This window comes from Oryzomicrobium sp., from assembly GCF_021287045.1.
In the GTDB taxonomy this organism is placed as follows: Bacteria; Pseudomonadota; Gammaproteobacteria; order Burkholderiales; family Rhodocyclaceae; genus Oryzomicrobium.
Genome location: NZ_JAJTBG010000005.1, coordinates 83142 through 108112, shown reverse-complemented (window position 1 = coordinate 108112; position 24971 = coordinate 83142). Strand labels below are relative to the sequence as shown.

The window sequence follows — 24971 nt, the reverse complement described above, 5'->3', positions numbered from 1 at the left end:
ATTGGCGCGGACCTTCGATTTTGCGCGGGCCGGATGTATTAATTTTTTTCAAGTATCCGGCGCGGCCGCCGGCGGCGGCGTGCGCCTGAGGCCGGGCCGGCCCGGGATGCCGGGCACGCCGCGCAAGGTCAACGCCGGGCCGGACCGGCGCGTTAACCGCCTGGCCCGCATCCGGCGGAAAACGGCCCGGCGACCCCGCTGTTAGGTAGTTTTGACGGTAGGCGCGGCGTTCCCAAGGGGGGCAAAAGCCAGTACCATCCCCGAGCTGTTGTTCAACCAATCAATCACGGAGCGAGATCATGAAAGCAATCCTGTCCCTCCTGGCCGTCGCCGGCCTGCTGTCCGCCGGTGCCGCCCAGGCTGACGAAGCCCTGGCCAAGTCCAAGGGCTGTCTGGCCTGCCACGCCGTCGACAAGAAGCTGGTCGGTCCGTCCTACAAGGACGTGGCCAAGAAGTACGCCGGCGACAAGACCGCCGAAGCCAAGCTGGTCGAGAAGGTGAAGAAGGGCGGTTCCGGCGTCTGGGGCCCCGTCCCGATGCCCCCCAACGCCGCTGTCAGCGACGACGATCTGCACAAGCTGGTGAAGTGGGTCCTGTCCCAGAAGTGAGCCTCGCCTGACCGCAGTGCGCAAAAAGCCGGGAGTCCCAGGACTCCCGGCTTTTTTTGTGTCCATTTTGGTGCATCGTGCCGGACCGTGAAAAACCGCGCAGGGCTTGTGCGGCGCCTGATTGACAGGCAAAAGCGGCCACTCGCAGAATGGCCCGGAAAGCTCTTTGTGTTGTCGGCCGTACGTTTTCCCCTGCCGCCCTGCCCGAACCGGGTGCGGCGTTTCCGGACCCTGTCCGAACCCTGCGGAGAATCGGAACCATGACCAAGACTTGCCCTGCCCGCCCGGCCCATCCCCTTGCCAGCGCGGTGCCCCTGGCCCTGCTGATCGCCGCCGCCCTGGCCGGCTGCGGCAACAAGGAAGAGCCCAAGCCGGCGGCCGCCCCCGCCGCGGCTCCGGCTGCCGCGCCGACGATCACCGTGCGCATCGGCCACGTTGGCCCCCTCACCGGGCCCCAGGCCCACCTGGGCAAGGACAACGAGGACGGCGCCCTGCTCGCCATCGACGACCTCAACGCCCAGGGCGTCGAGATCGGCGGCGCCAAGGCCAAGTTCGAGCTGCTTTCCGAGGACGATCAGGCCGATCCCAAGCAGGGCACCATCGTTGCCCAGAAGCTGGTGGACGCCAAGGTGAACGGCATCGTCGGCCACCTCAATTCCGGCACCACCATCCCGGCCTCGAAGATCTACTTCGACGCCGGCATTCCCCAGGTGTCCGGCTCGGCCACCAACCCCAAGTACACCCAGCAGGGCTTCAACACCGCCTTCCGCGTCATGACCAACGACGTGCAGCAGGGCCTGGTGCTGGGCGAGTACGGGGTGAAGGCGCTGGGGGCGAAGAAGATCGCCCTGGTGGACGACCGCACCGCCTACGGCCAGGGCCTGGCCGACGAGGTCGAGAAGTCGATCAAGGCCAACGGCGGCGAGGTGGTGGCCCGGGAATTCACCAACGATAAGGCCACCGACTTCAAGGCCATCCTCACCAAGATCAAGTCGAAAAAGCCCGACCTGATCGTTTATGCCGGCATGGACGCCCAGGCCGGGCCCCTGATGAAGCAGCTGCGTGAACTGGGCATCAAGTCCAACTTCCTCACCGGCGACGGCGGCTGCACCCCCGAATTCATGAAACTGGCCGGCGAGGCCGCCGAGGGCCAGATGTGCTCCCTGCCCGGGGTGCCCCTGGACAAGATGCCCGGCGGGCCGGCCTTCGTGAACAAGTTCAAGGTCAAGTTCAACACCGACATCCAGCTCTACGCGCCCTACGTCTACGACGCCACCATGGTGCTGGCCGACGCCATGAAGCGCGCCGGCTCGGCGGACCCGGCCAAGTACCTGCCGGAGGTGGCCAAGACCGACTACCAGGGCGTCACCGCCCGCATCGCCTTCGACGCCAAGGGCGACCTGAAGAGCGGCCCCATCTCGCTCTACAAGTACGTCGGCGGCAAGCTGCAATTCGTCGAGACCGTGGGCGGCGGCGCCGGTGGCTCCGGCGGCGACGCCCCTGTCCCGGCCAAGGGCGACGGGCAAAAATAAACCAACCGCGACGGCGCCTTCCCAGGCGCCGTTTTTCCATGCTGGACCCAAAGGCGACGGGCCATGGACATCTTCATCCAGCAGATCATCAACGGGTTGGTCCTGGGCAGCATCTACGCCCTGGTCGCCCTGGGCTACACCATGGTCTACGGCATCCTCGGCCTGATCAACTTCGCCCACGGCGAGGTGGTCATGCTCGGTGCCCTGACCGCCTATTCGACCATCACCGGATTGCTTGGCCTGGGCGTGCCCCTGCCCCTGGCGGCCCTGGCCGGCCTGGCCGTAGCCGCCCTGCTGTGCATGGCGGTGGGCTACACCGTCGAGCGCATCGCCTACCGCCCCCTGCGCGGCGCGCCCCGGCTGGCGCCGCTGATCACCGCCATCGGCGTGTCGATTGTGCTGCAAAACGGTGCCATGATGGTGTGGGGGCGCAACTACCACGCCTTTCCCAACCTGGTGCCGGAACGCCAGTACGACGTGTTCGGCGCCACCATTACCCTGCTCCAGGTGCTCACCGTGTTGCTCGCCGCCCTGACCATGGCCGGCCTGATGCTGCTGGTGCTGCGCACCAAGCTGGGCCGGGCGATGCGCGCCACCGCCGAGAATCCGGCCATCGCCCAGCTGATGGGGGTGGACGTGAACCGCATCGTCTCCCTGACCTTCGTCCTTGGCTCGGCCCTGGCGGCCCTGGCCGGGCTGATGGTCAGCGCCAACTATTCGATCGCCCACTACTACATGGGCTTCATCCTCGGCCTGAAGGCCTTCACCGCCGCCGTGTTGGGGGGCATCGGCAACCTGGCCGGGGCCATGGTCGGCGGCATCCTGCTCGGCCTGATCGAGTCCCTGGGGGCCGGCTACATCGGCGACCTGACCGGCGGCTTCTTCGGTTCCAACTACCAGGACGTGTTCGCCTTCTTCGTCCTGATCGCCGTGCTGGTGTTCCGCCCCTCGGGCCTGGTCGGCGAAAAAGTCGCGGAGCGGGCGTGATGGCGGCCGCTCCCGCTTCCGCCGCCGGCCGCGCCCCGGTCTCCGCCCCCATCCCCGCCCGGGTATGGGTCGCCTACGCCGGCCTGGCCCTGCTGCTGGCGCTGCTGCCCTGGCTGGTGGGCGGGGTGCTCGGCCTGGGCAACGCCTGGCTGCGCACCCTCAACTTCGCCGTGCTCTACGTGATGCTCGCCCTCGGGCTCAACATCGTGGTCGGCTTCGCAGGGCTGCTCGACCTGGGCTACATCGCCTTCTACGCCGTGGGCGCCTACATGTACGCCCTGCTCGCCTCGCCCCACTTCGGCCTGCATCTGCCGGCCTGGGCCATCCTGCCCGCCGGGGCGGCCCTGGCCGGGCTGTTCGGCGTCATCCTGGGGGCACCCACCCTGCGCCTGCGTGGCGACTACCTGGCCATCGTTACCCTGGGCTTCGGCGAGATCGTGCGCATCTTCCTCAACAACCTGAACGCCCCGGTGAACATCACCAACGGCCCCCAGGGCGTGTCGGGCATCGACCCCCTGGCCTTCTTCGGCGTTTCCCTGGCCAAGCCGGTGGTGGTGGCCGGCATCACCCTGCTGCCCCTGGCGGCCACCTACTACGTCTTCCTGCTGCTCGCCCTGGGGGTGGTGTTCGTCACCCTGCGCCTGGAGAACTCGCGCATCGGCCGGGCCTGGGTGGCGATCCGCGAGGACGAGGTGGCGGCCAAGGCCTGCGGCATCGACACGCGCAACATCAAGCTGCTCGCCTTCGCCATGGGGGCCAGCTTCGGCGGCGTGGCCGGTGGGTTGTTCGCCGGCTTCCAGGCCTTCGTCAGCCCCGAATCCTTCAGCCTGATGGAATCGGTGATGGTGCTGTGCATGGTGGTGCTGGGCGGCATGGGCCACATCCCCGGGGTGATCCTCGGCGCCGTGCTGCTGTCGCTGCTGCCGGAGGCCTTCCGCTACGCCGCGGTGCCGGTGCAAAAATACCTGTTCGGCCACGTGGTGGTGGACCCGGAAAGCCTGCGCATGCTGCTCTTCGGCCTGGCCCTGATCCTGGTCATGCTCTACCGCCCGGCGGGGCTGTGGCCCTCGCCCCTGCGTAAGCGCGAACTGAAGCGGAGCGGCCCATGAGCGCCCCCCTGCTCGACGCCCGGGGAGTGGCCAAGGACTTCGGCGGGGTGAAGGCCCTCAAGGACGTGTCCCTGTCCATCGCCCCCGGGGAAATCTACGGCCTGATCGGCCCCAACGGCGCCGGCAAGACCACCTTCTTCAATTGCCTGACCGGCCTGTACGCCCCGGACGGCGGCGGCTTCACCTTCGCCGGGGCGCCGCTCAAAGCCAGCGCGCCCCACCAGGCGGCCAGGCGCGGCATCGCCCGGACCTTCCAGAACATCCGCCTGTTCGCCCACATGACGGCCCGGGAGAACGTCATGGTCGGCCGCCACGTGCGCACCCGGGCCGGGGTGATCGGCGCCATCCTGCGCGATCCGCGCACCCGGGCCGAGGAAGCGGCCATCGCCCGGCGCGCCGATGAGCTGCTCCACTACGTGGGCATCGCCGACCGGGCTCACGACCTGGCCAAGCACCTCTCCTACGGCGACCAGCGCCGCCTGGAGATCGCCCGGGCCCTGGCCACCGAGCCGCGTCTGCTGTGCCTGGACGAGCCGGCGGCGGGCATGAACGCCACCGAGCGCGCCGCCCTGCGCACCCTGATCGCCGGCATCCGCGCCGACGGCGTCACCGTGCTGCTGATCGAGCACGACGTGAAGCTGGTGATGGGCCTGTGCGACCGGGTGGCGGTGCTCGACTACGGCCAACTGGTGGTGGAGGACGTGCCGGCGGTGGTGCAGCGCGACCCCCGGGTGATCGAGGCCTACCTGGGTGCCGCACCGGACGAGGCGGGCCAGGGTGGAGCGGGGGAGGGCGGCCATGCTTGAAGTCACCGGCCTGGCCGTGGCCTACGGCGGCATCCGCGCCGTCAAGGGCATCACCTTCCACGTCAACGCCGGCGAACTGGTGGCCCTGATCGGCGCCAACGGCGCAGGCAAGACCTCCACCCTCAAGGCCCTGGCCCGGCAACTGCCCGCCGCCGGCAGCCTGCGCTACGAGGGTCGGGAGCTGGCCGAACTGGCGCCCCACGAGCTGATCCGCGCCGGCATCGCCCTGGTGCCCGAGGGCCGGGGTGTGTTCGCCCGCCTGACGGTGGAAGAGAACCTGGACATGGGCGCCTACTCCCTCTCCGGCCGGGCCGGCCGCCAGGCCCTGGCCCGAGGCCTGGAGCGGGCCTACGCCCTGATGCCGCGCCTCAAGGAGCGGCGCGCCCAGCTGGCCGGCACCCTATCCGGCGGCGAACAGCAGATGCTGGCCATCGCCCGGGCCCTGATGGGCGAGCCGCGCCTGCTGCTGCTCGACGAGCCTTCCATGGGCCTGGCGCCGCTGATGGTGCAGAAGGTCTTCGAGGTGATCCGCGAGGTGCGCGCTGCCGGCGTCACGGTATTGCTGGTGGAGCAGAACGCCCGTCTGGCGTTGCAAGCCGCCGACCGGGGCTACGTGCTCGAATCCGGCGAAGTGACCCTGGCCGACGACGCCCCCCGCCTGCTTGCCGATCCCCGGGTGCGGGCGGCCTACCTGGGGGAATAGGGCGCCGGGGGGATGCGACGCTGGTCGTGCGCCCCGGCGGCGTTTCCGCCATTTTTGCCGCAAGGCAAAGCCGCACATCGCGGCCCCGATGTAGTCTGCTCCCTGCCCGCGCTCCCCTTCCGGCCTTCCGGAACGCGGCGGCGAGCGCGGCGTGCAATGAAAGGACGACCATGGCCACCGTACCCGACCAGACCGCCGTGCTGGCGGCCCTTTCCACCGTCTCCGACCCGGAGCACGGCATCAACATCGTGGACCTGGGCCTGGTCTACGGGGTCGAGGTGGCCCCGGGCCAGGTGACCGTGCGCCTGACCCTGACCAGCCCGGGCTGCCCCATGGGCAACCTGATCCTGGGCGACGCCGAGGAGGCGGTGCAGGGCGCGGTGCCGCCGGGCACCGTGGTGGACCTGGACCTGGTGTGGGAGCCCCCCTGGGGGCCGGAGCGCCTGTCGGACAGCGCCAAGCAGCACTTCGGCTGGGAGTGAGTTCCGAGCTTCGAGCCCCTCCGCGCCCACGCCTCAAGCCGCAAGCCACGCACCGGAATCCACGGAATCCTCGCCATGCCGGTCCGCTACCGCATCCCTCTCTTTCTTTTCGCCGTGGTTGCTCTGGTCAGCGGTCTGTGGGGCGGTCTCGGCCGCCTGCCCGGGCTGGCCGATCTGACCGGCGGCGCGGCCCTGCCGCCGCCCACCGCCGCCGGTTTTCACGGCCCCCTGATGGCCGCAGCCTTCTTCGGCACCGTCATCAGTCTGGAGCGGGCGGTGGCCCTCGACCGCCCCTGGGCCTACCTGGCCCCGGCCCTGTGCGGCCTGGGCGGCGTGGCCCTGCTGGCAGGGGCCGCGCCGGGAGCGGCGGGCGGCCTGCTGGCCTTGGGACTGGCGGTGCTGGTGCTTGCCTCCGCCGTGGTGTGGCGGCGCCAGCCGGCCCTGCACAACGCCATCCTGTTGCTCGCCGCCCTGCTCGGCGCCCTGGCCTGCCTGGGCTTCGCCCTGGGGGCGCCGCTGCGCGCCGGAGTGCCCGGGTGGAGCGCTTTTCTCGTGCTGACCATCGCCGGGGAGCGACTGGAACTGTCCCGCCTGCTGCCACCCTCGCCCCTGGCCCGCCGCGGCGTGGCCGTGGCGGCCCTGGTCGCCGCCGGCGCGGTGCTGGCCGGCGTCCTCGGTGCCCTGGGCGGGTTGGGCGGTGGCGAGGATTTGTGGAGCAATCGGGCGGCCCGGGGCGCGGCCCTGGCCTACCTGGCCCTGGCCGGCCTGCTGGTGAAGCGGGACGTGGCCTGGAAGTCGGCCCGGCTGCCCGGGCTGCCGCGCTACATCGCGGTGTGCCTGCTGTCCGGCTACCTGTGGCTTGCCGCCGGGGCCTTGATGCTGCTGGCCTGGGGCCTGCCCGGGGTCGGGCCCCACTACGACGCGGCGCTGCACGCCCTGTTCGTCGGCTACGTGCTGGCCATGGTCTTCGGTCACGCGCCGATCGTGCTGCCGTCGGTGGCCGGGGTGCCCTTCCCCTACCGGCCGGCCCTCTACCTGCCTCTGGCGGTGCTGCACGGTTCCCTGGCCCTGCGCCTGCTCGGCGATATGGCTGGTGATATGGCGGGCGAGCCGGGCTGGCGTCTGGCGGGGGGCATGGGCAACGGGGCGGCGGTGCTGCTGTTCGCCCTCACCGCCATCGCGGCGGTGCGCGCCGGGCGGAGGGAACGGCGCGGCCGGCGTCCGGCGGAGCGGGGATGATTAGAGGGTAGATGGCTGAAACCCCGCGACTGGCGCGGGGTTTCATAGGGCAGGTCTGGAGAGCGGCGTCTGGCGCGGCGTTTCGCGGGTGTACCGTGAAAGTCCGCGCCAGTGGCGGAGTTCGGGGGGCGCTATGGCACCGGCGTCAGAATTCCAGCTTTTCGGCGAAGGCCAGGGCTTCCAGCTGGGCGGCGTTCACCTGCTGGGCCGAGAGGCCCAACATGCCGGCCTGGCGGGCCAGGTCGGCGCCGTCGCCGGCTTCGCAGGCCCGGGCCAGGTCGAGGAAGGCGGCATAGACGCCGGTGTCGCCGATCAGGGCGTCGCTGATCGGCTCGGGCAGGTGCATCGCCTCCAGGGCGGTTTCCATGGTCACCCCGAGCATCACGTCGAGCAGCGAGAAGGCGCCGGTGATGAACAGGTTGTCGTGCTCCTGCCGGTCCACCAGGCCCTGGCCGAGCAGTTCCATCAGCCGGCCCCGGGTGATGGCGGTGTGCAGCAGCACCGGCGCCATCGGGTCCTTGCTCGAATGGGCGAGCAGCAGCGACAGCCAGCGGTTGAGCTTCTCGTAGCCGAGGATGGTCACCGCGTGGCGGAACGACTGGATTTCGCACGAGAGGCCGAAACCCGCCGAGTTGATGTAGCGCAGCAGCTTGTAGGACAGGGCTACGTCCTGCTTGAGCGCCGTTTCGATGTCGCGCAGGTCGGCGTTCTGGCGCACCAGGTTGAGCACCTGGATGGTGTGGGCCTCGGACGGGGCCAGGGTGGTGGCCTTGGCCTGGCCATCGATGCCGTGCAGGAAGAACCAGCCGGCCACGGCGCTGGCGCCGGCTTCCAGGGCGGCCTGGCAGGCGGCGTGGCTGCCCACGTTGAGCACCACCGGCACGCCCAGGGAGCCGGTCTTGCCGATCAGGGTGGCCAGGGCCGGGGCGCTCAAGGTGCGTCCGTCGAAACCGATGAAGCGCGGCGCCAGGCGGCTGCCGGCCACGGCGTTGAGGGCGGCGGCGCCGTGCTCCATGGAGAAATCGAGGCACAGGTGCCCGGCCAGGGGCGCCAGGGCGGTTTGCAGGGGCTCTTCGCCAGCGGCCTGGGCGACCAGGCCGGCGGACACTTCCAGGGTGGCGTTGGGCGGCGCCACCCAGTCGGCCAGGCTGGCCAGATCCGGGTAGCCGGCGGGCCGGTCCAGGCCGGGCAGGTGCACGAACACCGAACGCTCGCCCCGGGGCCAGTGCTCGTCCAGGGCGTTCAGGGCGGTGGCCACCGCGGCGGCGGAGCCTTGGTCGTGCACCGTGAAGCGGTGGGCGATGATCTTGCTGTGCCGGTTGACCACCGGCTCGCGGGAGAAGAACAGATCGGCGGGCATGGCGTGTTCCGGGCGTTGGTCAGGCCGGGCTGGCGCTGAGGGCGTCGGCCGAGAATTCGAAGGAATCGGCGAAGAAGGCGTCCTCGGGCAGGCCGGCGGCGGCGAAGTCGCGCTTGGCCGCCTCGACCATCACCGGCGCGCCGCAGACGTAGGCTTCGTGGCCGGACAGGTCGGGGAAGTCGGCCAGCACCGCCTGGTGCACGAAGCCGGTGCGGCCGTCCCAGGCGTCGCCGGCGGCCGGCTCGGAGAGCACCGGCACGAAGCTGATGTGGGGGTGGGCGGCGGCCCAGCCGGCCGGCAGGTCGGCCAGGTACAGGCCGGCCTTGTCCCTGGCGCCCCAGTAGATGGCCATGGGCCGGGTCAGGCCCTCGTGGAGGGCGTGCTCGACCAGGGCCTTGATCGGCGCGAAACCGGTGCCGCCGGCCACCAGCACCACCGGCTTGGTGGATTCTTCGCGCAGGAAGAAGGTGCCGTGGGGGCCGTTGAAGCGCAGGATGTCGCGCTCCTTCATGGTGGAGAACACCTTGTCGGTGAACAGGCCGCCGGGCACGTGGCGCACGTGCAGTTCGAGGAAGGCGTCGTCGTGGGGGGCGTTGGCGATGGAAAAGCTGCGCCGCTTGTTGCCCGGCAGCAGCACGTCCACGTACTGGCCGGCGAGGAATTGCAGGCGCTCGGCGGCGGGCAGCTTGAGCTTGAGGATGGCCACGTCGGCGGCGGGTTTTGTCAGCACCTCCAGGCGGGCCGGCAGGGTCTTCACCGGAATGTCGGTGGCGCGGCGCACCTCGCGGCACTCGATCACCAGGTCGCTTTGCGCCGTGGCGCAGCAGAACAGAGTCTTGCCGGCGGCCTTGTCGGCGTCGGTGAGGGCGTGGGGGGCGGCCTTGCCGTGGTCCACCGTGCCTTGCAGCACGCCGCCCTTGCAGGCGCCGCAGGCGCCGTCGCGGCAGCCGTAGGGCAGCAGCAGGCCCTGGCGCAGGGAGGCTTCGAGCAGGGTTTCGCCTTCCTCGGCGGTGAAGGCGTGCTGGCTGGGTTCGATGCGGACGTTGTAGGTCATGGCGGCGGGCGGGCGTGGCGGAGGATGGTGCGGGGAAAGCAGCGTTCGGGCGGCGGCGCGGCGGGGTGGGGAAAGTGGGACGGGCGCCATCGGCTAAAATGGCCCCATGTCGTCATTCCCTTCTCTTGCCGTGCCGGTGCCCGGGGCGGCGCAATCTGTGAATTTTGCCACGGCCGCGCCCCGGATAGATGGCCGTCCGTGCGCCGGTCCGCGCCACACGTCCGCCCCGGCGCTCCACGGGTGCCGTCCGGGGCCCGCGCCGCAGCGCCGCCTGCTGCTGGTCGGCAGCGGCGACGTGGCCCGCCGCGCCTTGCCGCTGCTGGTGCGCCGCTACCGGGTGTATGCGGTGATCCGCGATCCGGCCGATGCCCCCACCCTGCGCGCCCTGGGGGCCGTGCCGGTGGTGGCCGACCTGGACCGGCCGGCCTCGCTGCGCCGCCTGGCCGGCCTGGCCGGGGACGTGCTGCACCTGGCGCCGCCGCCGGATTCCGGCGAGCGCGACCCGCGCACCGCCCGGCTGCTGGCGGCCCTGGCCCGGGGCCTGACCCTGCCGCAGCGGCTGGTCTACATCAGCACCAGCGGCGTCTATGGCGACTGCGCCGGGGCGCGCATCGACGAGACCCGGCCGGCGGCGCCGCACAGCGCCCGGGGCAAACGCCGGGTGGATGCCGAGGCCCGGGTGCGGTCCTTCGCCCGACGCAACCGGGTGGCCGCCACGGTGCTGCGCGTGCCCGGCATCTACGCCGCCGACCGGCTGCCGGTGGAGCGGCTCAAGCGCGGCACCCCGGCCCTGCTGCCCGGCGAGGACGGCTACACCAACCACATTCACGCCGACGACCTGGCCGCCGCCTGCGCCGCCGCCCTGGCCCGGGGCCGGCCCGGCCGGGTGGTGAACGCCTGCGACGATTCGGAATTGACCATGGGCGACTGGTTCGACGCCGTGGCCGAGGCCTTCGCCCTGCCGCGCCCGCCCCGGATCGGCCGGGCCGAGGCCGAGCGGATCCTGTCGCCGGCCCTGCTGTCGTTCATGAACGAATCCCGCCGCCTGTCCAACCGGCGCCTGAAACGCGAACTGCGCCTGCGCCTGATCTATCCCACCGTGGCCGAGGGCCTGGCCGCGGCGGTGGCCGCCGCCGCCAGCGCATCGCGGCGCGCCTGACCCCGCATCGTTTCCACCATTCCAACCGCTCCCCGACCATGCTCACCATCAAAGCCCTGCACCTGATCTTCGTCGTCAGCTGGTTCGCCGGCCTGTTTTACCTGCCGCGCATCTTCGTCAACCTGGCCATGGTACCGGCCGACTCGGTGGCCGAGCGCGACCGGCTGCTGCTCATGGCCGGCAAGCTGTACCGCTTCGTCACCCCCATCGGCGCCCTGGCCGTGGGCCTGGGCTTCTGGCTGTGGTTCGGCTTCGGCGCCGACCGCTTCCCCGGCGGCTGGCTCCACGCCAAGACCTTCCTGGTGATGCTGCTGGTGGCCTACCACCTGCTCTGCGGCCAGCTGCTGCGCCGCTTCCAGAAGGGCGCCGAACTGCGCGGCCACGTCTGGTTCCGCGTCTTCAACGAGATTCCGGTGCTGCTGCTGGTGGCGGTGGTGTTCCTGGTCGTGCTCAAACCCTTTTAATCCGGCTTCGCACTCGACGCGATGACGGCCTTGCCTGGCCCTCGCTTTGATTGCCCACCCCTATAAGGACTGCCTGTGTTCCAATTTTTCGCCTCCTGTCCCCGGGGGCTCGAAGCCCTGCTCGTCGAGGACCTGACCGCCGCCGGCGCCCTGCGCGTGACCCAGGTGCCCGGCGGGGCCCAGTTCACCGCCATGTGGGAGGCCTGCTACCGGGCCAACCTGCACTCGTCGGTGGCCACCCGCATCCTGTGGCGCATCGCCCACAACCGCTATACCCGGGAAGAGGACATCTACAAGATGGCCCTGGGCATCAGCTGGACCGACATCTTCGACCCGAGCCAGACCATCCGCTGCGACACCGTGGCCACCAAGAGCCCGCTGCGCAGCCTGGAGTTCGTCACCCTGCGGGTCAAGGACGCCATCTGCGACCGCTTCCGCGCCAGCACCGGCATCCGCCCCAGCGTGGACACCCGGGACCCGGACGTGCGCATCTCCCTGCACCTCACCGAGGACGAGGCCACCCTCTACGTGGATACCTCGGGCAACCCCCTGTGGCAGCGCGGCGAGCGTCTGGATACCGGCGAAGCGCCCCTCAAGGAGAACCTGGCCGCCGGCATCCTGCGCCTGTCCGGCTGGCAGCCGGGCATGGCCCTGCTCGACCCGATGTGCGGCAGCGGCACCTTCCTGCTCGAAGCGGCGCAGATGGCCAAGGGCGAGGCCCCGGGCCTCAACCGCACCTTCGGCTTCGAGCGCCTGGCGAGCTTCGATCCGGCCATTTGGCGCGACCTGCGCAACGAGGCGGCGGCCAGGGTGCAGCCCCTGACCAAGCTGCCCATCGTCGGCAGCGACATCGACGGCGGCCTGCTGCGCAAGGCCCAGGCCAACCTGCGCCGCGCCGGCCTGGAAGGGGCGGTGGAGCTGAAGCACTGCGACGCCCGGGACATCCGCCCCCACGCCGCCGAAGGCATCTGGGTGACCAACCCGCCCTACGGCGTGCGCATCGGCGAGGCCAACGAGCTGGCCGAGCTGTACCCGGAGCTGGGGGACCACCTCAAGGCCGAGTTCGCCGGTTGGACCGCCTGCTTCTTCTCGTCGGATACCCGCCTGCCCAAGCTGATCGGCCTGCGTCCGGACCGCAAGACGCCGCTCTACAACGGCAAGCTGGAATGCCGCCTGTACCAGTTCCGTATCGTCGCCGGCTTCAACCGGCGCGAGGCGGCCATGCCCGGAGCCCCGGCCCGGGGCGACGACCTGCCCGATTGGGCGGCGGACGACCTGGACCAGTAGCGGCGCGGCGGGGATGCCGCTGTAACGAATGCCCCTGTAACCTCCGTGGGCTTGCTCCGCCGCGCCAGCTGGGGCAAGCTGATGCAGCATTCATAACAACGACCCGCACGGAGGTATCCATGAAGCATGCTCCCCTCGCTCTCTCCCTCGGCCTGACCCTGTCCGCCGCTTTCGTCGCCATGCCGGCCCAGGCGTCCGAAGACCTGGCCAAGGCCAAGTTCTGCGTCGGCTGCCACCAGATCGACAAGAAGCTGCTTGGCCCGGCCTACAAGGACGTGGCCAAGAAGTACGCTGGCACGGCCGGCGCCGAGGCCGATCTGGCGAAGAAGATCCGCGGCGGCAGCAAGGGCGTCTGGGGCGGTGCGGAAATGCCGGCCAACGCCAGCGTTTCCGATGCCGAGGCGACGACCCTGGCGAAGTGGATCCTGAGCCTGAAGTGATCCACCCGCGCCCGTAGCGGGGCGCCCGCAACGAAAAAGCCGGCAGCGATGCCGGCTTTTTTACGCCTGTGTTTTCGTGCCGGGATCGGAATGTCAGCGCGCGGCGTCGGGCGTGCCGTTGCGGTAGTTGTCCTTGACCCGCACGTAGTGCTCGGCGGAGTACTTCAGGTAGGCGATCTCCTCGGCGCTCAGGGGGCGCACCGGCCGGGCCGGGCGGCCGGTGTACAGCATGCCGCTCTCCAGGGTCTTGCCCGGGGACACCAGGCTGCCGGCGCCGATCATCACCCGGTCCGGAATGTGGACGTCGTCCATGACGATGGTGCCCATGCCGATCAGGCATTCGTTGCCGATGACGCAGCCGTGCAGGATGACGCCGTGGCCCACGGTGACGTGGTCGCCGATGATCAGGGGCGAGCCCTCGGGCTTTTGCGGCGTGCGGTGGGAGACGTGGGCCATGGCCAGGTCCTGGATGTTGCTGCCGGCGCCGATGACGATGCGGTTCACGTCGCCGCGCACCACGGTGTTGCACCACACCGAGCTGTCCGGGCCGATGGCGACGTCGCCGATGACCTGGGCGGAGGGGTGGAGGTAGACCCGTTCGCCGATGCGCGGCGTCTGGTCGAGGTAGGGGGCGATGGGCATGGCGGCGGGGCGCCCGGGGGCGCGGGGAATGGGAGTGCGTGTTGCGGCAGGGGGAGGGCGGCGCCGGCGGCCGGCGCCGCGCCGGGTCAGACGATGTCCAGGTGGCCGATGCCGGCGGACAGGTCCCGGTCCTTCGATTCCTTGCCATGCAGCTTGATCTGCAAGCGCAGGTCGTTGATCGAGTCGGCGTTGCGCAGGGCGTCCTCGTAGCTGATCTGGCCGGCCTCGTAGAGGTCGAACAGGGACTGGTCGAAGGTCTGCATGCCCAGTTCCCGGGACTTCTTCATGATCTCCTTGATCTCGGCCACCTCGCCCTTGAAGATCAGGTCGGAGATCAGTGGCGAGTTGAGCATCACTTCCACCGCCGCCGAGCGGCCCTTGCCGTCGCGGCGCGGGATCAGGCGCTGGGAGACCAGGCCGCGCAGGTTGAGGGACAGGTCCATCAGCAACTGCTGGCGCTTCTCCTCGGGGAAGAAGTTGATGATCCGGTCCAGGGCCTGGTTGGTGGAGTTGGCGTGCAGGGTGCCCATGCACAGGTGGCCGGTCTCGGCGAAGGCGATGGCGTGCTCCATGGTTTCCCGGTCGCGGATTTCGCCGATCAGGATCACGTCCGGGGCCTGGCGCAGGGTGTTCTTCAGCGCCGCTTCCCAGGAATCGGTATCCACCCCCACCTCGCGCTGGGTGACGATGCAGTTCTTGTGCTCGTGCACGTACTCCACCGGGTCCTCGATGGTGATGATGTGGCCGTAGGAGTGCTCGTTGCGGTAGCCGATCATGGCCGCCAGGGAGGTGGACTTGCCCGAGCCGGTGCCGCCGACGAACAGCACCAGGCCGCGCTTGGTCATGGCCACGTCCTTGAGCACCTGGGGCAGCTTCAGGTCGTCCAGGTCGGGAATGGCGGTGTTGATGGTGCGCAGCACGCAGCCGATGCGCCCCTGCTGGACCAGGGCGTTGACCCGGAAGCGGCCGATGCCCGAGGGCGAGATGGCGAAGTTGCATTCCTTCTTCGCCTCGAACTCGGCAGCCTGGCGGTCGTTCATGATCGCCCGGGCCAGTTCGGCGGTGTGCTGCACCGTCAGGGGCTGGTTGGTCACCGGGGTGACCTTGCCGTCGATCTTGATCGCCGGCGGGAAGCCGGCGGTGATGAAGAGGTCCGAGCCCTTTTTCTCCACCATCAGGCGGAGCAGGTCGTACATGAATTTGAGGGCCTGGTCGCGTTCCATGTTGCGTGTTCCTTGGGTTGGGGCCGTGCGGCTCAGATGCCGAAGGCGTCCTTGTTGGCGGCCTTGGTCTTGGCTTCCGCCGCCGAGACCACGTTGCGCCGCACCAGGTCCATCAGGCACTGGTCCAGGGTCTGCATGCCCATCTGCTGGCCGGTCTGGATGGCGGAATACATCTGGGCCACCTTGTTCTCCCGGATCAGGTTGCGGATGGCCGGGGTGCCGATCATGATCTCATGGGCCGCCACCCGGCCGGTGCCGTCCTTGGTCTTGAGCAGGGTCTGGGAGATCACCGCCCGCAGCGATTCGGAGAGCATGGCCCGGACCATTTCCTTTTCCGCCGCCGGGAACACGTCCACGATCCGGTCCACGGTCTTGGCCGCCGTCGAAGTGTGCAGGGTGCCGAACACCAGGTGGCCGGTTTCCGCCGCGGTCAGCGCCAGACTGATGGTTTCCAGGTCGCGCATTTCACCCACCAGGATCACGTCCGGGTCCTCGCGCAGGGCCGAGCGCAGAGCGTTGTTGAACGACAGGGTGTGGGGCCCCACCTCGCGCTGGTTGATCAGGCACTTCTTCGATTCGTGCACGAATTCGATCGGGTCTTCCACGGTCAGGATGTGGCCGTAGTCGTTCTCGTTGATGTGGTTGATCATCGCCGCCAGGGTGGTGGACTTGCCCGAGCCGGTGGGGCCGGTCACCAGCACGATGCCCCGGGGGTATTCGGAGATGTCCTTGAAGATCTTCGGCGCGTTCAATTCCTCCAGGGTCAGTACCTTGGAGGGAATGGTCCGGAACACGGCGCCGGCGCCGCGCTGCTGGACGAAGGCGTTGACCCGGAAGCGGGCCAGGCCGGGAATCTCGAAGGAAAAGTCGCACTCCAGGTGCTCTTCGTAGGTCTTGCGCTGCGCATCGTTCATGATGTCGTACACCATGGCGTGCACGTCCTTGTGCTCCATGGGCGGCAGGTTGATGCGGCGCACGTCGCCGTGGACCCGGATCATGGGCGGCAGCCCGGAGGACAGGTGCAGGTCGGAAGCCTTGTTCTTGACGGCGAAGGCGAGCAGTTCGGTGATATCCATGGTGGGTCCTGAGGGGAATTCCGGAGGGCGGCGCGGCAGTACGGGCGAGGGCGGAGCGGGTTGGCGACGGGGGCGAAGAACGGCCGCCGGAGCGGCGGGACGGGCGGGGTATACTCGCGGCTGGCCGGATTCCCCGGCCAGGGGGTCGACGCGGAGTCCCCCGAGTCCCCAGACTTCCCCGACTCCCCGTTGATCACCGACCCATCCCCGATTCCACCGGGCTCGCGCCGTGCGCGGCGGGGCGCCGGTACTGACGATCCGGCCGATTATGACGTTCATTTCCGCCAACCTGCAAGCCGTGCGCGCGCGCATCCGACAGGCGGCCGCCGCCGCCGGCAGGGATGCCGAAGGCATTGATTTGCTGGCTGTTTCCAAGACCATGCCGGCCGAAGCGGTGGCCGAGGCCGCCGCCGCCGGCCAGCGCGCCTTCGGCGAGAACTACGTCCAGGAAGGCGTGGACAAGGCTCGCCAGCTGGCCGGCCTGGGGCTGGAGTGGCACTTCATCGGCCCCCTCCAGAGCAACAAGACCCGGCCGGTGGCCGAGACCTTCGCCTGGGTCCATTCCATCGACCGCCTCAAGCTCGCCGAGCGGCTGTCCGCCCAGCGCCCGGCGGGGCTGCCGCCGCTCAACGTGTGCGTCCAGGTCAACGTCTCCGGCGAGGACACCAAGAGCGGCTGCACCCTCGAAGAAGCGCCGGCCCTGTGCCGCGCCGTGGCCGCCCTGCCCAACCTGCGGCTGCGCGGCCTGATGGCGATACCCGCGCCGGCCGATGGGGCGGCCGCCCAGCGCGAACCCCTGGCGCGGCTGCGCCAGCTGTTCGAACAACTCAACCGGGAAGGGCTGGCCCTGGACACCCTGTCCATGGGCATGTCCCACGACCTGGAAGCCGCCGTGATGGAGGGCGCCACGATGGTGCGCATCGGCACGGCGATCTTTGGCGAACGCAAGAAACCACAAGGACTGGAACAATGAAGATCGTCTTCCTCGGCGGCGGCAACATGGCCAACGCCCTCATCGGCGGCCTCACCGGCAAAGGCTTTGCCGGTGCCGACATCACCGTCATCGAACCCCACGCCGAGAACCGGGAACGCCTGGCCCGCGACTTCGGCGTCGCTACCCGGGAAGCCGCCGGCCAGGCCGGCGCCGAGGTGGCCGCCGCCGACGTGGTGGTGCTGGCGGTCAAGCCCCAGAGCATGAAGGAGGCGGTGGCCCCCCTGGCCGCCCACCTCAAGGACCAGCTGGTGGTGTCGATCGCCGCCGGCCTGCGCTTCGACGCCCTGTCGCGCTGGCTGGGCGGCCACGCCAAGATCGTGCGCACCATGCCCAACACCCCGGCCCTGGTGGGCGCCGGCATCACCGGCCTGTGGGCCGCCCCGGCGGTGAGCGCCGCCGAGCGCGACGCCGCGGCGCGCATCCTGGGCGCCGTGGGCGAGACCGTGTGGATCGACGACGAGGCCAAGATGGATGCGGTCACCGCCGTGTCCGGCTCCGGCCCGGCCTACGTCTTCCTGTTCATCGAGGCCTTGCAGCAGGCCGGGGCCGAACTCGGCTTCGACGCCGAAACCGCCCGCCAGCTGGCCATCGGCACCGTGCTCGGCGCCGCCAAGCTGGCCGCCGGCAGCCCGGAGCCGGCCAGCGTGCTGCGCGAGCGGGTCACCTCCAAGGGCGGCACCACCTTCGCCGCCCTGGAAGTGATGGCCGCCAAGGGGGTCAAGGAGGGCATCGTCGCCGGGGTGCACGCGGCCGACGCCCGGGGCAAGGAGCTGGGCGATCAGCTCGGCCAGGGCTGAGACGGGGAGCGTCCATGCTGCTGCAAATCGTCTTCTTCCTCATCGACACCCTGGCCAGCTTCTTCGCCGGCCTGATGCTGCTGCGTTTCCTGATGCAGCTGCGCCGCCTGTCCTTCGCCCATCCCCTCGGCCAGTTCGTCGTCAAGCTGACCAACTGGGCGGTGCTGCCCCTGCGCCGCGTCATTCCCGGCGTGGGCGGCTACGACTGGGCCAGCCTGCTGCCGGCCTGGGTGCTGTTGGCCGGGGTGCAGGGGCTGCAACTCGGCCTGGTCCTCGGCGGCGACGTGCTGCGCTGGCTGCCGGCGGCGGCCCTGTTCGGCGTGCTGGAGCTGATCCACCTGACCGTGGTGGTGTTCATCGCCCTGGTGCTGGTCCAGGCCATCCTCTCCTGGGTCAATCCCTACGCGCCCCTGGCCCGGCCGGTGGCCGAGCTGACCGAGCCGATCCTGGCGCCCCTGCGCCGCATCATCCCGACCATCTCGGGCATCGACCTGTCGCCCCTGGTGGCCCTGCTGGCCGGCCAGGTGGTGCTGATGCTGCTCTCCGGGGTGCGCGCCAGCCTGCTGCCGGCCCTGTTGTGAGCGGCAGCCCGGCCGCTGCGGTCCCGCCCGTCTGGTGGCGGGTCGGGCGGGACGGCACGGTGACCGTGGCCTTCCACGTCCAGCCCGGAGCGAAGAAGACCGAGGTGGCCGGCCCCCACGGCGAGGCGCTCAAGGTCAAGCTGGCCGCCCCGCCGGTGGACGGCAAGGCCAACGCCAGCCTGCTGGCCTTCGTCGCCGACATCCTGGGGCTGCCCAAGGCGGCGGTGACCCTGAAGAGCGGCCAGACTTCGCGCCAGAAAGTGGTGGAAATCCACGGCGCCCCGGCCGACGGGGCGCGGCGGCTGTACGCGGGCTGAGGGCGGGTTAAGTCTGGGGTGGGCCTGGGCTGGGGCGGGCTGGTTCGCTCGGTCCCGCCAGCAGGCCAGAACAGGAGCCGCTGATCGCCCGGCCCACACGGCACGGCGCCAGTTCTCCGATTTCCTACCCTGCCTGAAAACCAATAGGGGCGGGCATCTTCACGGCATGTGCCTGGAGATGCCCGCCCCTATTGGCGTTTGGCGGGTGCCCCGTGGAGGTCCGCGCCAGGCGCGGGTTTCCACGGGGTAGGTCAGTGGCGGCCCTCAGTCCTGGCGGGCATAGACCAGCCGGCCGCCCACCAGGGTGGCGCTGGTCCGGCCGGTGACGGTGCGGCCGAGGAAGGGAGTGTTGCGGCCCCGGCTGACCAGGGTGTCGGCGTCGGCCGTCCAGGTGGCCTCGGGATCGAACAGCACCACGTCGGCGGGGGCGCCCGCCCCCAGGTCGCCGCCGGCCACGCCGAGCAAGGCGGCCGGGTCGCAGGTCAGGCGGGCCACGGCGGTGGCGAGCGGCACGCCGGCCTCCCTGGCCCAGGCCAGGGTCAGGGGGAGCAGCAGTTCCACGGCGCTGACCCCCGGGGTGGCTTCGCCGAAGGGCACCTGGCGCTCGTCGTCGGCCAGGGGGGTGTGGTCGGAACACACCGCCGCCAGGGTGCCATCGGCCAGGCCCTCGCGCAGGGCGGCCCGGTCGGCGGCGGTGCGCAACGGCGGATCGACCCGGGTCAGGTTGTTGAAGAAGCCGATGTCCTCGTCGGTGAGGTGCAGGTGATGCACCGCCACGTCGGCGGACAGGGGCAGGCCCTGGGCCTTGGCGGCGCGCACCAGGGCGACGCCGGCGGCGGAGGACAGGCGGGTGAGGTGGATGCGCACGCCGGTGGCGCGGCACAACTCGACGATCTGGGCGATGGCCACGGTTTCGGCCACCACCGGGATGCCGGGCAGGCCGAGGCGGGCAGCCACCTCGCCGTCGTGGGCGACGCCGCCCCGGGCCAGGGACAGGTTCTGCGGGTAGCACCACACCGGGAAGTCGAAGGTGGCGGCGTATTGCAGGGCGCGCAGCAGGGACTGGCTCTCGCGCACGGCGCGCTTGGCCTGGGAGAAGGCGACGCAGCCTTCGGCGGCCAGGCCGGCCATCTCGGCCAGCTTCTCGCCGGCTAGGCCCTGGGTGAGGGCGCCGACGGGATGGACCCGGGCCAGGCCGGCGTCCTGGGCGCGGCGCACCAGGCGTTCCACCAGCTCGGGCTCGTCCATGGGCGGATCGCTGTCCGGCGGGCAGGCCAGGCGGGTCACGCCGCCGGCCACGGCGGCTTCCAGTTCCGGCTCCAGGCCGGGCAGGCGGGCGGCCAGATCGACGACGCCGGGCAGCACCAGCTGGCCGGCCGCATCCAGGGTCCGGTCGGCGGCAAAGCCGTCCGGGGTCTGGCCGGCGGGCAGCACCGCGGCGATCTTGCCGTCGGCGATGAACAGGTCCCGGGGGGCGTCGATGCCGTGCCTGGGGTCGACCACGCGGCCGTTCTTGATGGCGATCTTCATGGTGGTTTGGCTCATGTTCAGTTCCCCGCCAGGATGCTCATCACCGCCATGCGTACGGCGATGCCGAAGGTGACCTGGTCGAGGATCACCGCCTGGGGCCCGTCGGCCACGGCGGAGTCGATCTCGATGCCCCGGTTCATCGGCCCCGGGTGCATGACGATGGCGTCGGGCTTGGCCAGCTTGAGCTTGGCCGGAGTTAGCCCGAAGCGCTTGAAGTATTCGGAGGCGGAGGGCAGCAGGGCGCCATCCATGCGCTCGTTCTGCAAGCGCAGCATGATCACCACGTCGCAGTCCTTGAGACCTTCTTCCAGGTTGTGGAAGACCTTCACCCCCTGGGCCTCCAGGTGGGCCGGCAGCAGGGTCTTGGGGCCGACGGCGCGGATCTCGCCGCAGCCCAGGGCCCGCAGGGCGTGGATGTCGGAGCGGGCCACCCGGGAGTGCAGGATGTCGCCGACGATGGCCACGGTCAGCCCGGCGAAGTCGCCCTTGTAGTGGCGGATCGTGTACATGTCGAGCAGGCCCTGGGTCGGGTGGGCGTGGCGGCCGTCCCCGGCGTTGACCACCCGGATGTCGTGGCGGCCGGTGCGGGCCAGGTGCTCGGCGATCAGGAAGGGGGCGCCGGAGGTGGCGTGGCGCACCACGAACATGTCGGCGTGCATCGAACAGAGGTTGTCGATGGTGTCGAGCAGGGTCTCGCCTTTGGCCGTGGACGAGCGCGACACATCCAGGTTGATGACGTCGGCCGACAGTCGCTTGGCGGCGATTTCGAAGGTGGTGCGGGTGCGCGTCGAGTTCTCGAAGAACAGGTTGAAGACGCTCTTGCCGCGTAAGAGCGGCACCTTCTTCACGTCCCGGTCCGAAACCTCGAGGAAGCTCTTGGCGGTGTCCAGGATGTGGGTGATGGTCTGCCGCGGCAGGCCCTCGGTGGACAGCAGGTGCAGCAGCCGGCCGTCGGCGCCGAGCTGGGGAGAGGCGGGGGTGGGCGGGGTGGAGAGCAGGTCAGCCATTGGGCGGTCTCGCAAAAAGCAGGGGCTGAGGGGGATTTTCCATCAACCGTCTGACGCGGGCCGGGCCGCCTGGTGGGGCCCCGGCGTTCGTTCCGCCATCCGGTCGTCGGCAAATCCGCGTGAAGAGGCGGCGCCTACAGGGTGCCGAGTTTCCAGGAGAGGGTGCCGCCCTCGTCCTTTTCCAGGATCAGCTCTTCGCCGTCGTCCAGCTCCACATCCCAGACGCAGTACTGGGCGGCGATCGGCAGCTCGCGGCCGCCCCGGTCGGCGAGGACCGCCAGGTCCACCGCCGCCGGCCGGCCGTAGTCGAAGATTTCGTTGAGGGCGGCCCGGGTGGTGCGGCCGGTGTATAGCACGTCGTCCACCAGGATCAGGTGGCGGCCTTCCACCTCGAAGGGGATCGAGGTCGGCTTCACCTGGGGATGCAGCCCCTTCTCGCCGAAGTCGTCGCGGTAGAACGACACGTCGATCATGCCCACCGGCGCGTCGATGCCGAGCACCTCGCGTAGCCGTTCCGCCAGCCAGGCGCCGCCGGAGAAGATGCCCACCAGGGCGGTGTCGGCGGTCAGGTCGGGGCGGATCTTGGCGGCCAGCTCGGCCACCTGGGCTTCGGCGTCGGGGAGGGGCTTAGAGAGCATCGAGATATCCTTGCAGGATGAGTTGGGCCGCCACCGCATCCAGGTGCTGGCGGGCGGAGCGGCTGGAGTGGCCGGCCTCGTGGAGGCGGGATTCGGCGTCCGCCGAGGTCAGGCGCTCCTCGGCCAGGGCCACCGGCAGGCGGAAGCGGCCGTGGAGCTGGTTGGCGAAGCGCTCGCAGCGGGCGGTGAGTTCGTGGGGCGTGCCGTCCATGTGCACCGGCCGGCCCACCACCAGCCCCACCGGGCGCCATTCGGCGATCAGCTTGGCGATGGCGGCGAAGCGGGCATCCACCCGCTCGCCCTGGACCACGGTCAAGGGGTGGGCCTGGCGCAGCAGGGTCTCGCCGGTGGCCACGCCGATGCGCTTTTCGCCGAAGTCGAAGCCGAGCAGGGTGCCGGCGGGCAGCACCACGGGAGGGGCGGAGGCGGGCGCTGGAGCCGGCGCGAGGGGGGCGGGGGCCGGCTGCTCAGGCATGCCCGGCGCCGCCGGCGAGGAAGGCCAGGTTCACGCCCAGCTTTTGCAGGGCGGCGGGGAGCCGTTCTTCCGGGGGCAGGACGAACAGTACGTCCGGGTCCGCCGGCACGGTCAGCCAGGCGTTCTGCATGATCTCGTCCTCGAGCTGGCCCGGCCCCCAGCCGGCGTAGCCGAGGGACACCAGCACCTCGGCCGGCTCGCCGGTGCCGCCGATGGATTGCAGCACGTCCCGGGAGCTGGTCAGGCCGATCTTGTCGCCCACCGCCAGGGTGGACTGGAAGCCGCCCACCGGGCGGTGCAGGACGAAGCCCCGGTCGGTCTGCACCGGACCGCCGAAATACACCGGCTGGGCGGCGAAGCCCGGGGCGTCGAGGGTCAGGTTCACCTTCTCGAACAGCTCGGCCAGGGTCATGTCCAGGGGACGGTTGACCACCAGCCCGAGGGCGCCGCGCTCGTTGTGCTCGCACAGGTACACCAGGCTCTTGGCGAAATAGGGGTCCGCCATCGCCGGCATGGCGATCAGGAAGTGGTCGGTCAGCTGGCCGCTGGCGCTGGCTGCGGCGGGCGTGGACGGGGTTCCGGGAGAGGTCATGTCCCGAATTGTAAACCGCCCCGGGGTTCCCCCCAAATCCGGCGCGTTCCGGTCAACTGCCGGGGACGGCGAACAGCCAGGACAGGGTGCCCTTGTCCAGGGCGAATACGCCGCCGTGGCCGCGCTCGCCCTTGACCCGGTAGCTCTGGCCGGCCAGGAACACCTCCACCCCTTCATGCACGTTGCTGGCCGCCACCACCTGGGCGTCGCTGGCCAGTTCCACCTGGCGTTGCAGGAACTGGTCCCGGGCGGTCAGCTCGGCCAGTTCTTCGAGGAGGCGCAGGCGGGTCGGCCCGGCTTTTTCGACGAAGCCCGGCGGCAGGCGTTCCGGCTGCTTCTGGCCGAGGGCCAGCAACTGCACCAGTTGGTCGAGCTGGCGGGCCTTTTCCTCCCGGCTGCGGGCGATGCTGGCGCGTTCGTGCAGTACCGCCTGGGGCACCCCCACCTCGATCCGGGTTTCGGCGTGGGAGGGGGAGCCGAGCACCTTGGCCTGGACCAGCAGCCCGGCCCGGGCGATGCCGCCGGCGAGCAGGCCGCGCTTCTTGTCGCCGACCAGGATGCGCTGGCCGGCGGAGAGCTGGCATTGCAGGGCCACGTCGTCGATGATGATCGCCTCGCCGGCCTCGATGGCCGCCTGCTGGACGAAGGTGGCGGTGAAGGTGCCCTCGCAGCGGATGCGCCGGCTGCCGCCCTCGGATTCGGGGCGGCCCAGGGCGCCGAGCACGCCGCCCTTGATGATGATGTTGCCGCCGGCCTCCAGGATGACGGCCTCTGCCGTGCCGCCGATCTCGATGTCGCCGCCGGCCTTGATGGTCATGCCGGCCTGGACGTCGCCCTCCACCGCCACCGAGCCTTCGAAGACGACGTTGCCGGTGGCCATGTTCACCGCCCGCACCCGGTGGGTGGGCTCCACCATCACCCCGCCGCGCACCTCCACCGGCTGGCCGACCAGGGTGGCGGCCAGCAGGTCCGGGTCGTTCGGGTCCACCGCCACGCCGGCCAGGTTGGGGGCGAACATCATCTCCTTGCCCGGCTTGGCCGGGATCGCCAGGCCGGTGACGGTCTCGCCGGCCACCCCGGCGGTGGCATGGACGCGCCGCAGCAGGGGGGCGCCGGGCTGGACGGTCTGGATGTCGCCCAGGTTGCGGTAGTCCACCCGGCCGCTGGCGTCGATCTGGGGCACCCGGGAACGCATGCCGGGCAGCAGGGATTCGAAACGGCCGTCCTCGCCGGGCACCGGCTGGCGACCCACGGCCACCACCAGGGCCTCCCGGGTGCCGTTCTCGCCCAGGCCGGCGGCGAGGCGGATCACCGCGTCGTCGATGCCGGTGATCACGTTGCGCTCGTTCAGAGCGCGGCGGATGGCCGTCTCGTCGGCCGGAGCGCCGCCCTGGGGCGGGCGGATGGCCAGCCAGGCGGTCATGCGGTCTTCGGCCAGAGTGATCAGCACCTCGCCATCCAGGGCGTCGGCCACCGGCAGGGCGGCGATGGACTGGCCGTGGGCCAGGGCCTGGGCCAGCACCGGGATGGCGGCTTCCTTGGGCCGGCAGGCGCCGAAGCCGGCCTCGGCCAAGGCGGCGGCGATGGCGTCGGGCCCCTGGGCCGGGTCGGCGATGGCCGGCCCCCGGGTCGGGTCGAAGCTGGCCAGGACCGTCCCCCCTTCCCGCGCGAAGGCAAGCCCCGGCAGCTTGCCGGCGGCGGGGGACGTGGCGGTGCTGGCGTCCATGGTGGGTTCTCCTTGTGTGCGCTCTTGTCGGCGCTGCGGCGGTGCTCCTGGCGCCGCCTCGATCGCGGGGGCGGGCGTTGGGGGGCCGGCCGTTGTTGGGGCTGAAGTATGGCCTTTATTGCGCGCCGCCGCATCCCGCAGTG

The 24971-nt window shown here is 70.6% G+C and carries 27 protein-coding genes; 16 read left to right on the top strand and 11 right to left on the bottom strand.

Translation table 11 applies throughout. From position 1 onward, the window contains the following. Positions 1 to 299: 299 nt before the first annotated feature. The 8 genes from LWW89_RS06980 to LWW89_RS06945 all read left to right on the top strand — a co-directional run bounded on the left by LWW89_RS06980 (position 300) and on the right by LWW89_RS06945 (position 7466). Positions 300 to 608 (top strand): c-type cytochrome, encoded by a 309-nt coding sequence (locus tag LWW89_RS06980; RefSeq protein ID WP_293263150.1) that lies wholly within the window; start codon positions 300 to 302, stop codon positions 606 to 608. A gap of 260 nt (positions 609 to 868) precedes the next feature. Next, the gene (locus LWW89_RS06975; protein WP_293263148.1) at positions 869 to 2140 is read left to right on the top strand and encodes a branched-chain amino acid ABC transporter substrate-binding protein; all 1272 of its coding nucleotides are present in this window, start codon (positions 869 to 871) and stop codon (positions 2138 to 2140) included. A 63-nt stretch (positions 2141 to 2203) separates the two neighbouring features. Then, complete coding sequence (locus LWW89_RS06970) at positions 2204 to 3127, top strand: branched-chain amino acid ABC transporter permease (protein WP_293263146.1); 924 nt, start codon at positions 2204 to 2206, stop codon at positions 3125 to 3127. Then, positions 3127 to 4236 carry an ABC transporter ATP-binding protein gene (locus tag LWW89_RS06965; RefSeq protein WP_293263144.1) on the top strand — a complete coding sequence of 370 codons (1110 nt, stop codon included), beginning with the start codon at positions 3127 to 3129 and terminating at the stop codon, positions 4234 to 4236. Before LWW89_RS06970 ends, LWW89_RS06965 begins: the two co-directional genes overlap by 1 nt. Next, positions 4233 to 5042: an ABC transporter ATP-binding protein gene (locus LWW89_RS06960; protein WP_293263142.1), complete on the top strand. Its 810-nt coding sequence runs from the start codon at positions 4233 to 4235 to the stop codon at positions 5040 to 5042. Before LWW89_RS06965 ends, LWW89_RS06960 begins: the two co-directional genes overlap by 4 nt. Continuing rightward, positions 5035 to 5745 carry an ABC transporter ATP-binding protein gene (locus LWW89_RS06955; RefSeq protein ID WP_293263140.1) on the top strand — a complete coding sequence of 237 codons (711 nt, stop codon included), beginning with the start codon at positions 5035 to 5037 and terminating at the stop codon, positions 5743 to 5745. Before LWW89_RS06960 ends, LWW89_RS06955 begins: the two co-directional genes overlap by 8 nt. 170 nt (positions 5746 to 5915) lie before the next feature. After that, complete coding sequence (locus LWW89_RS06950) at positions 5916 to 6227, top strand: metal-sulfur cluster assembly factor (RefSeq protein ID WP_293263138.1); 312 nt, start codon at positions 5916 to 5918, stop codon at positions 6225 to 6227. A 75-nt stretch (positions 6228 to 6302) separates the two neighbouring features. Next, positions 6303 to 7466, top strand: coding sequence for a hypothetical protein (locus LWW89_RS06945; protein ID WP_293263136.1), 1164 nt, complete (start codon positions 6303 to 6305; stop codon positions 7464 to 7466). Between the two features lie 145 nt (positions 7467 to 7611). Here the strand turns inward: LWW89_RS06945 and LWW89_RS06940 are convergent, their stop codons facing one another. Both LWW89_RS06940 and LWW89_RS06935 read right to left on the bottom strand, forming a co-directional pair. Further along, positions 7612 to 8826, bottom strand: a complete 1215-nt coding sequence (locus LWW89_RS06940) for an HDOD domain-containing protein (protein WP_293263134.1) — start codon at positions 8824 to 8826, stop codon at positions 7612 to 7614. Between the two features lie 19 nt (positions 8827 to 8845). Next, positions 8846 to 9880, bottom strand: coding sequence for a CDP-6-deoxy-delta-3,4-glucoseen reductase (locus LWW89_RS06935; protein ID WP_293263132.1), 1035 nt, complete (start codon positions 9878 to 9880; stop codon positions 8846 to 8848). A 295-nt stretch (positions 9881 to 10175) separates the two neighbouring features. Between LWW89_RS06935 and LWW89_RS06930 the strand changes: the two genes are divergently transcribed. The 4 genes from LWW89_RS06930 to LWW89_RS06915 all read left to right on the top strand — a co-directional run bounded on the left by LWW89_RS06930 (position 10176) and on the right by LWW89_RS06915 (position 13230). Continuing rightward, entirely contained in the window at positions 10176 to 11039 is an 864-nt protein-coding gene (locus LWW89_RS06930) for an NAD-dependent epimerase/dehydratase family protein (protein WP_293263130.1), read from the top strand. Positions 11040 to 11077: 38 nt separating this feature from the next. Further along, positions 11078 to 11503, top strand: a complete 426-nt coding sequence (locus tag LWW89_RS06925; protein ID WP_293263128.1) for a CopD family protein — start codon at positions 11078 to 11080, stop codon at positions 11501 to 11503. Between the two features lie 75 nt (positions 11504 to 11578). Further along, on the top strand, positions 11579 to 12790 hold the full coding sequence (locus LWW89_RS06920; protein WP_293263126.1) for a THUMP domain-containing protein: 1212 nt from the start codon (positions 11579 to 11581) through the stop codon (positions 12788 to 12790). Positions 12791 to 12909: 119 nt separating this feature from the next. Then, positions 12910 to 13230: a c-type cytochrome gene (locus LWW89_RS06915; RefSeq protein WP_293263124.1), complete on the top strand. Its 321-nt coding sequence runs from the start codon at positions 12910 to 12912 to the stop codon at positions 13228 to 13230. 93 nt (positions 13231 to 13323) lie between these two features. Here LWW89_RS06915 and LWW89_RS06910 read toward each other — a convergent pair whose 3' ends face one another. From LWW89_RS06910 to LWW89_RS06900, 3 genes are all read right to left on the bottom strand, one after another. Next, positions 13324 to 13872, bottom strand: a complete 549-nt coding sequence (locus tag LWW89_RS06910; protein ID WP_293263122.1) for a gamma carbonic anhydrase family protein — start codon at positions 13870 to 13872, stop codon at positions 13324 to 13326. An 86-nt stretch (positions 13873 to 13958) separates the two neighbouring features. Further along, positions 13959 to 15095, bottom strand: coding sequence for a PilT/PilU family type 4a pilus ATPase (locus tag LWW89_RS06905; protein ID WP_293263120.1), 1137 nt, complete (start codon positions 15093 to 15095; stop codon positions 13959 to 13961). 32 nt (positions 15096 to 15127) lie between these two features. Further along, positions 15128 to 16171, bottom strand: coding sequence for a type IV pilus twitching motility protein PilT (locus tag LWW89_RS06900; RefSeq protein ID WP_293263118.1), 1044 nt, complete (start codon positions 16169 to 16171; stop codon positions 15128 to 15130). Positions 16172 to 16439: 268 nt separating this feature from the next. Here LWW89_RS06900 and LWW89_RS06895 point away from each other — a divergent pair, with 268 nt between their 5' ends. The 4 genes from LWW89_RS06895 to LWW89_RS06880 are packed head-to-tail and all read left to right on the top strand — an operon-like array spanning position 16440 to position 18860. Continuing rightward, a complete protein-coding gene (locus LWW89_RS06895; protein ID WP_293263116.1) occupies positions 16440 to 17144 on the top strand; it encodes a YggS family pyridoxal phosphate-dependent enzyme in 705 nt (234 codons plus the stop codon). Further along, the gene (gene proC / locus LWW89_RS06890) at positions 17141 to 17962 is read left to right on the top strand and encodes a pyrroline-5-carboxylate reductase (protein ID WP_293263114.1); all 822 of its coding nucleotides are present in this window, start codon (positions 17141 to 17143) and stop codon (positions 17960 to 17962) included. Before LWW89_RS06895 ends, proC begins: the two co-directional genes overlap by 4 nt. A gap of 14 nt (positions 17963 to 17976) precedes the next feature. Then, positions 17977 to 18543: a YggT family protein gene (locus tag LWW89_RS06885; RefSeq protein WP_293263112.1), complete on the top strand. Its 567-nt coding sequence runs from the start codon at positions 17977 to 17979 to the stop codon at positions 18541 to 18543. Beyond that, positions 18540 to 18860: a DUF167 domain-containing protein gene (locus LWW89_RS06880; protein WP_293263110.1), complete on the top strand. Its 321-nt coding sequence runs from the start codon at positions 18540 to 18542 to the stop codon at positions 18858 to 18860. Before LWW89_RS06885 ends, LWW89_RS06880 begins: the two co-directional genes overlap by 4 nt. Positions 18861 to 19124: 264 nt before the next feature. On the opposite strand, the gene LWW89_RS06875 is transcribed toward LWW89_RS06880, so the two are convergent. The 6 genes from LWW89_RS06875 to LWW89_RS06850 all read right to left on the bottom strand — a co-directional run bounded on the left by LWW89_RS06875 (position 19125) and on the right by LWW89_RS06850 (position 24828). Continuing rightward, positions 19125 to 20405 (bottom strand): dihydroorotase, encoded by a 1281-nt coding sequence (locus tag LWW89_RS06875; RefSeq protein WP_365781133.1) that lies wholly within the window; start codon positions 20403 to 20405, stop codon positions 19125 to 19127. 2 nt (positions 20406 to 20407) lie between these two features. Then, the gene (locus LWW89_RS06870) at positions 20408 to 21397 is read right to left on the bottom strand and encodes an aspartate carbamoyltransferase catalytic subunit (RefSeq protein WP_293263108.1); all 990 of its coding nucleotides are present in this window, start codon (positions 21395 to 21397) and stop codon (positions 20408 to 20410) included. A 134-nt stretch (positions 21398 to 21531) separates the two neighbouring features. Continuing rightward, entirely contained in the window at positions 21532 to 22035 is a 504-nt protein-coding gene (gene pyrR / locus LWW89_RS06865) for a bifunctional pyr operon transcriptional regulator/uracil phosphoribosyltransferase PyrR (RefSeq protein ID WP_293263106.1), read from the bottom strand. Then, positions 22025 to 22510: a Holliday junction resolvase RuvX gene (gene ruvX / locus LWW89_RS06860; protein ID WP_293263104.1), complete on the bottom strand. Its 486-nt coding sequence runs from the start codon at positions 22508 to 22510 to the stop codon at positions 22025 to 22027. The genes pyrR and ruvX overlap by 11 nt, the downstream gene beginning before the upstream one ends. Further along, entirely contained in the window at positions 22503 to 23102 is a 600-nt protein-coding gene (locus LWW89_RS06855; protein ID WP_293263102.1) for a YqgE/AlgH family protein, read from the bottom strand. The genes ruvX and LWW89_RS06855 overlap by 8 nt, the downstream gene beginning before the upstream one ends. Positions 23103 to 23154: 52 nt before the next feature. Beyond that, on the bottom strand, positions 23155 to 24828 hold the full coding sequence (locus LWW89_RS06850) for a FapA family protein (protein ID WP_293263100.1): 1674 nt from the start codon (positions 24826 to 24828) through the stop codon (positions 23155 to 23157). Between the last annotated feature and the right edge of the window lie 143 nt (positions 24829 to 24971).

Bases quoted from the DNA above. Each gene is read 5' to 3' on its own strand.
- LWW89_RS06935 (WP_293263132.1), bottom strand. From the start codon at position 9,880: ATGACCTACAACGTCCGCATCGAACCCAGCCAGCACGCCTTCACCGCC.
- LWW89_RS06875 (WP_365781133.1), bottom strand. From the start codon at position 20,405: ATGAGCCAAACCACCATGAAGATCGCCATCAAGAACGGCCGCGTGGTC.
- LWW89_RS06950 (WP_293263138.1), top strand. From the start codon at position 5,916: ATGGCCACCGTACCCGACCAGACCGCCGTGCTGGCGGCCCTTTCCACC.
- LWW89_RS06940 (WP_293263134.1), bottom strand. From the start codon at position 8,826: ATGCCCGCCGATCTGTTCTTCTCCCGCGAGCCGGTGGTCAACCGGCAC.
- LWW89_RS06975 (WP_293263148.1), top strand. From the start codon at position 869: ATGACCAAGACTTGCCCTGCCCGCCCGGCCCATCCCCTTGCCAGCGCG.
- ruvX (WP_293263104.1), bottom strand. From the start codon at position 22,510: ATGCCTGAGCAGCCGGCCCCCGCCCCCCTCGCGCCGGCTCCAGCGCCC.
- LWW89_RS06910 (WP_293263122.1), bottom strand. From the start codon at position 13,872: ATGCCCATCGCCCCCTACCTCGACCAGACGCCGCGCATCGGCGAACGG.
- LWW89_RS06955 (WP_293263140.1), top strand. From the start codon at position 5,035: ATGCTTGAAGTCACCGGCCTGGCCGTGGCCTACGGCGGCATCCGCGCC.
- LWW89_RS06945 (WP_293263136.1), top strand. From the start codon at position 6,303: ATGCCGGTCCGCTACCGCATCCCTCTCTTTCTTTTCGCCGTGGTTGCT.
- LWW89_RS06855 (WP_293263102.1), bottom strand. From the start codon at position 23,102: ATGACCTCTCCCGGAACCCCGTCCACGCCCGCCGCAGCCAGCGCCAGC.
- proC (WP_293263114.1), top strand. From the start codon at position 17,141: ATGAAGATCGTCTTCCTCGGCGGCGGCAACATGGCCAACGCCCTCATC.
- LWW89_RS06885 (WP_293263112.1), top strand. From the start codon at position 17,977: ATGCTGCTGCAAATCGTCTTCTTCCTCATCGACACCCTGGCCAGCTTC.
- LWW89_RS06870 (WP_293263108.1), bottom strand. From the start codon at position 21,397: ATGGCTGACCTGCTCTCCACCCCGCCCACCCCCGCCTCTCCCCAGCTC.
- LWW89_RS06970 (WP_293263146.1), top strand. From the start codon at position 2,204: ATGGACATCTTCATCCAGCAGATCATCAACGGGTTGGTCCTGGGCAGC.
- LWW89_RS06900 (WP_293263118.1), bottom strand. From the start codon at position 16,171: ATGGATATCACCGAACTGCTCGCCTTCGCCGTCAAGAACAAGGCTTCC.
- pyrR (WP_293263106.1), bottom strand. From the start codon at position 22,035: ATGCTCTCTAAGCCCCTCCCCGACGCCGAAGCCCAGGTGGCCGAGCTG.
- LWW89_RS06925 (WP_293263128.1), top strand. From the start codon at position 11,078: ATGCTCACCATCAAAGCCCTGCACCTGATCTTCGTCGTCAGCTGGTTC.
- LWW89_RS06965 (WP_293263144.1), top strand. From the start codon at position 3,127: ATGGCGGCCGCTCCCGCTTCCGCCGCCGGCCGCGCCCCGGTCTCCGCC.
- LWW89_RS06980 (WP_293263150.1), top strand. From the start codon at position 300: ATGAAAGCAATCCTGTCCCTCCTGGCCGTCGCCGGCCTGCTGTCCGCC.
- LWW89_RS06915 (WP_293263124.1), top strand. From the start codon at position 12,910: ATGAAGCATGCTCCCCTCGCTCTCTCCCTCGGCCTGACCCTGTCCGCC.
- LWW89_RS06895 (WP_293263116.1), top strand. From the start codon at position 16,440: ATGACGTTCATTTCCGCCAACCTGCAAGCCGTGCGCGCGCGCATCCGA.
- LWW89_RS06850 (WP_293263100.1), bottom strand. From the start codon at position 24,828: ATGGACGCCAGCACCGCCACGTCCCCCGCCGCCGGCAAGCTGCCGGGG.
- LWW89_RS06960 (WP_293263142.1), top strand. From the start codon at position 4,233: ATGAGCGCCCCCCTGCTCGACGCCCGGGGAGTGGCCAAGGACTTCGGC.
- LWW89_RS06905 (WP_293263120.1), bottom strand. From the start codon at position 15,095: ATGGAACGCGACCAGGCCCTCAAATTCATGTACGACCTGCTCCGCCTG.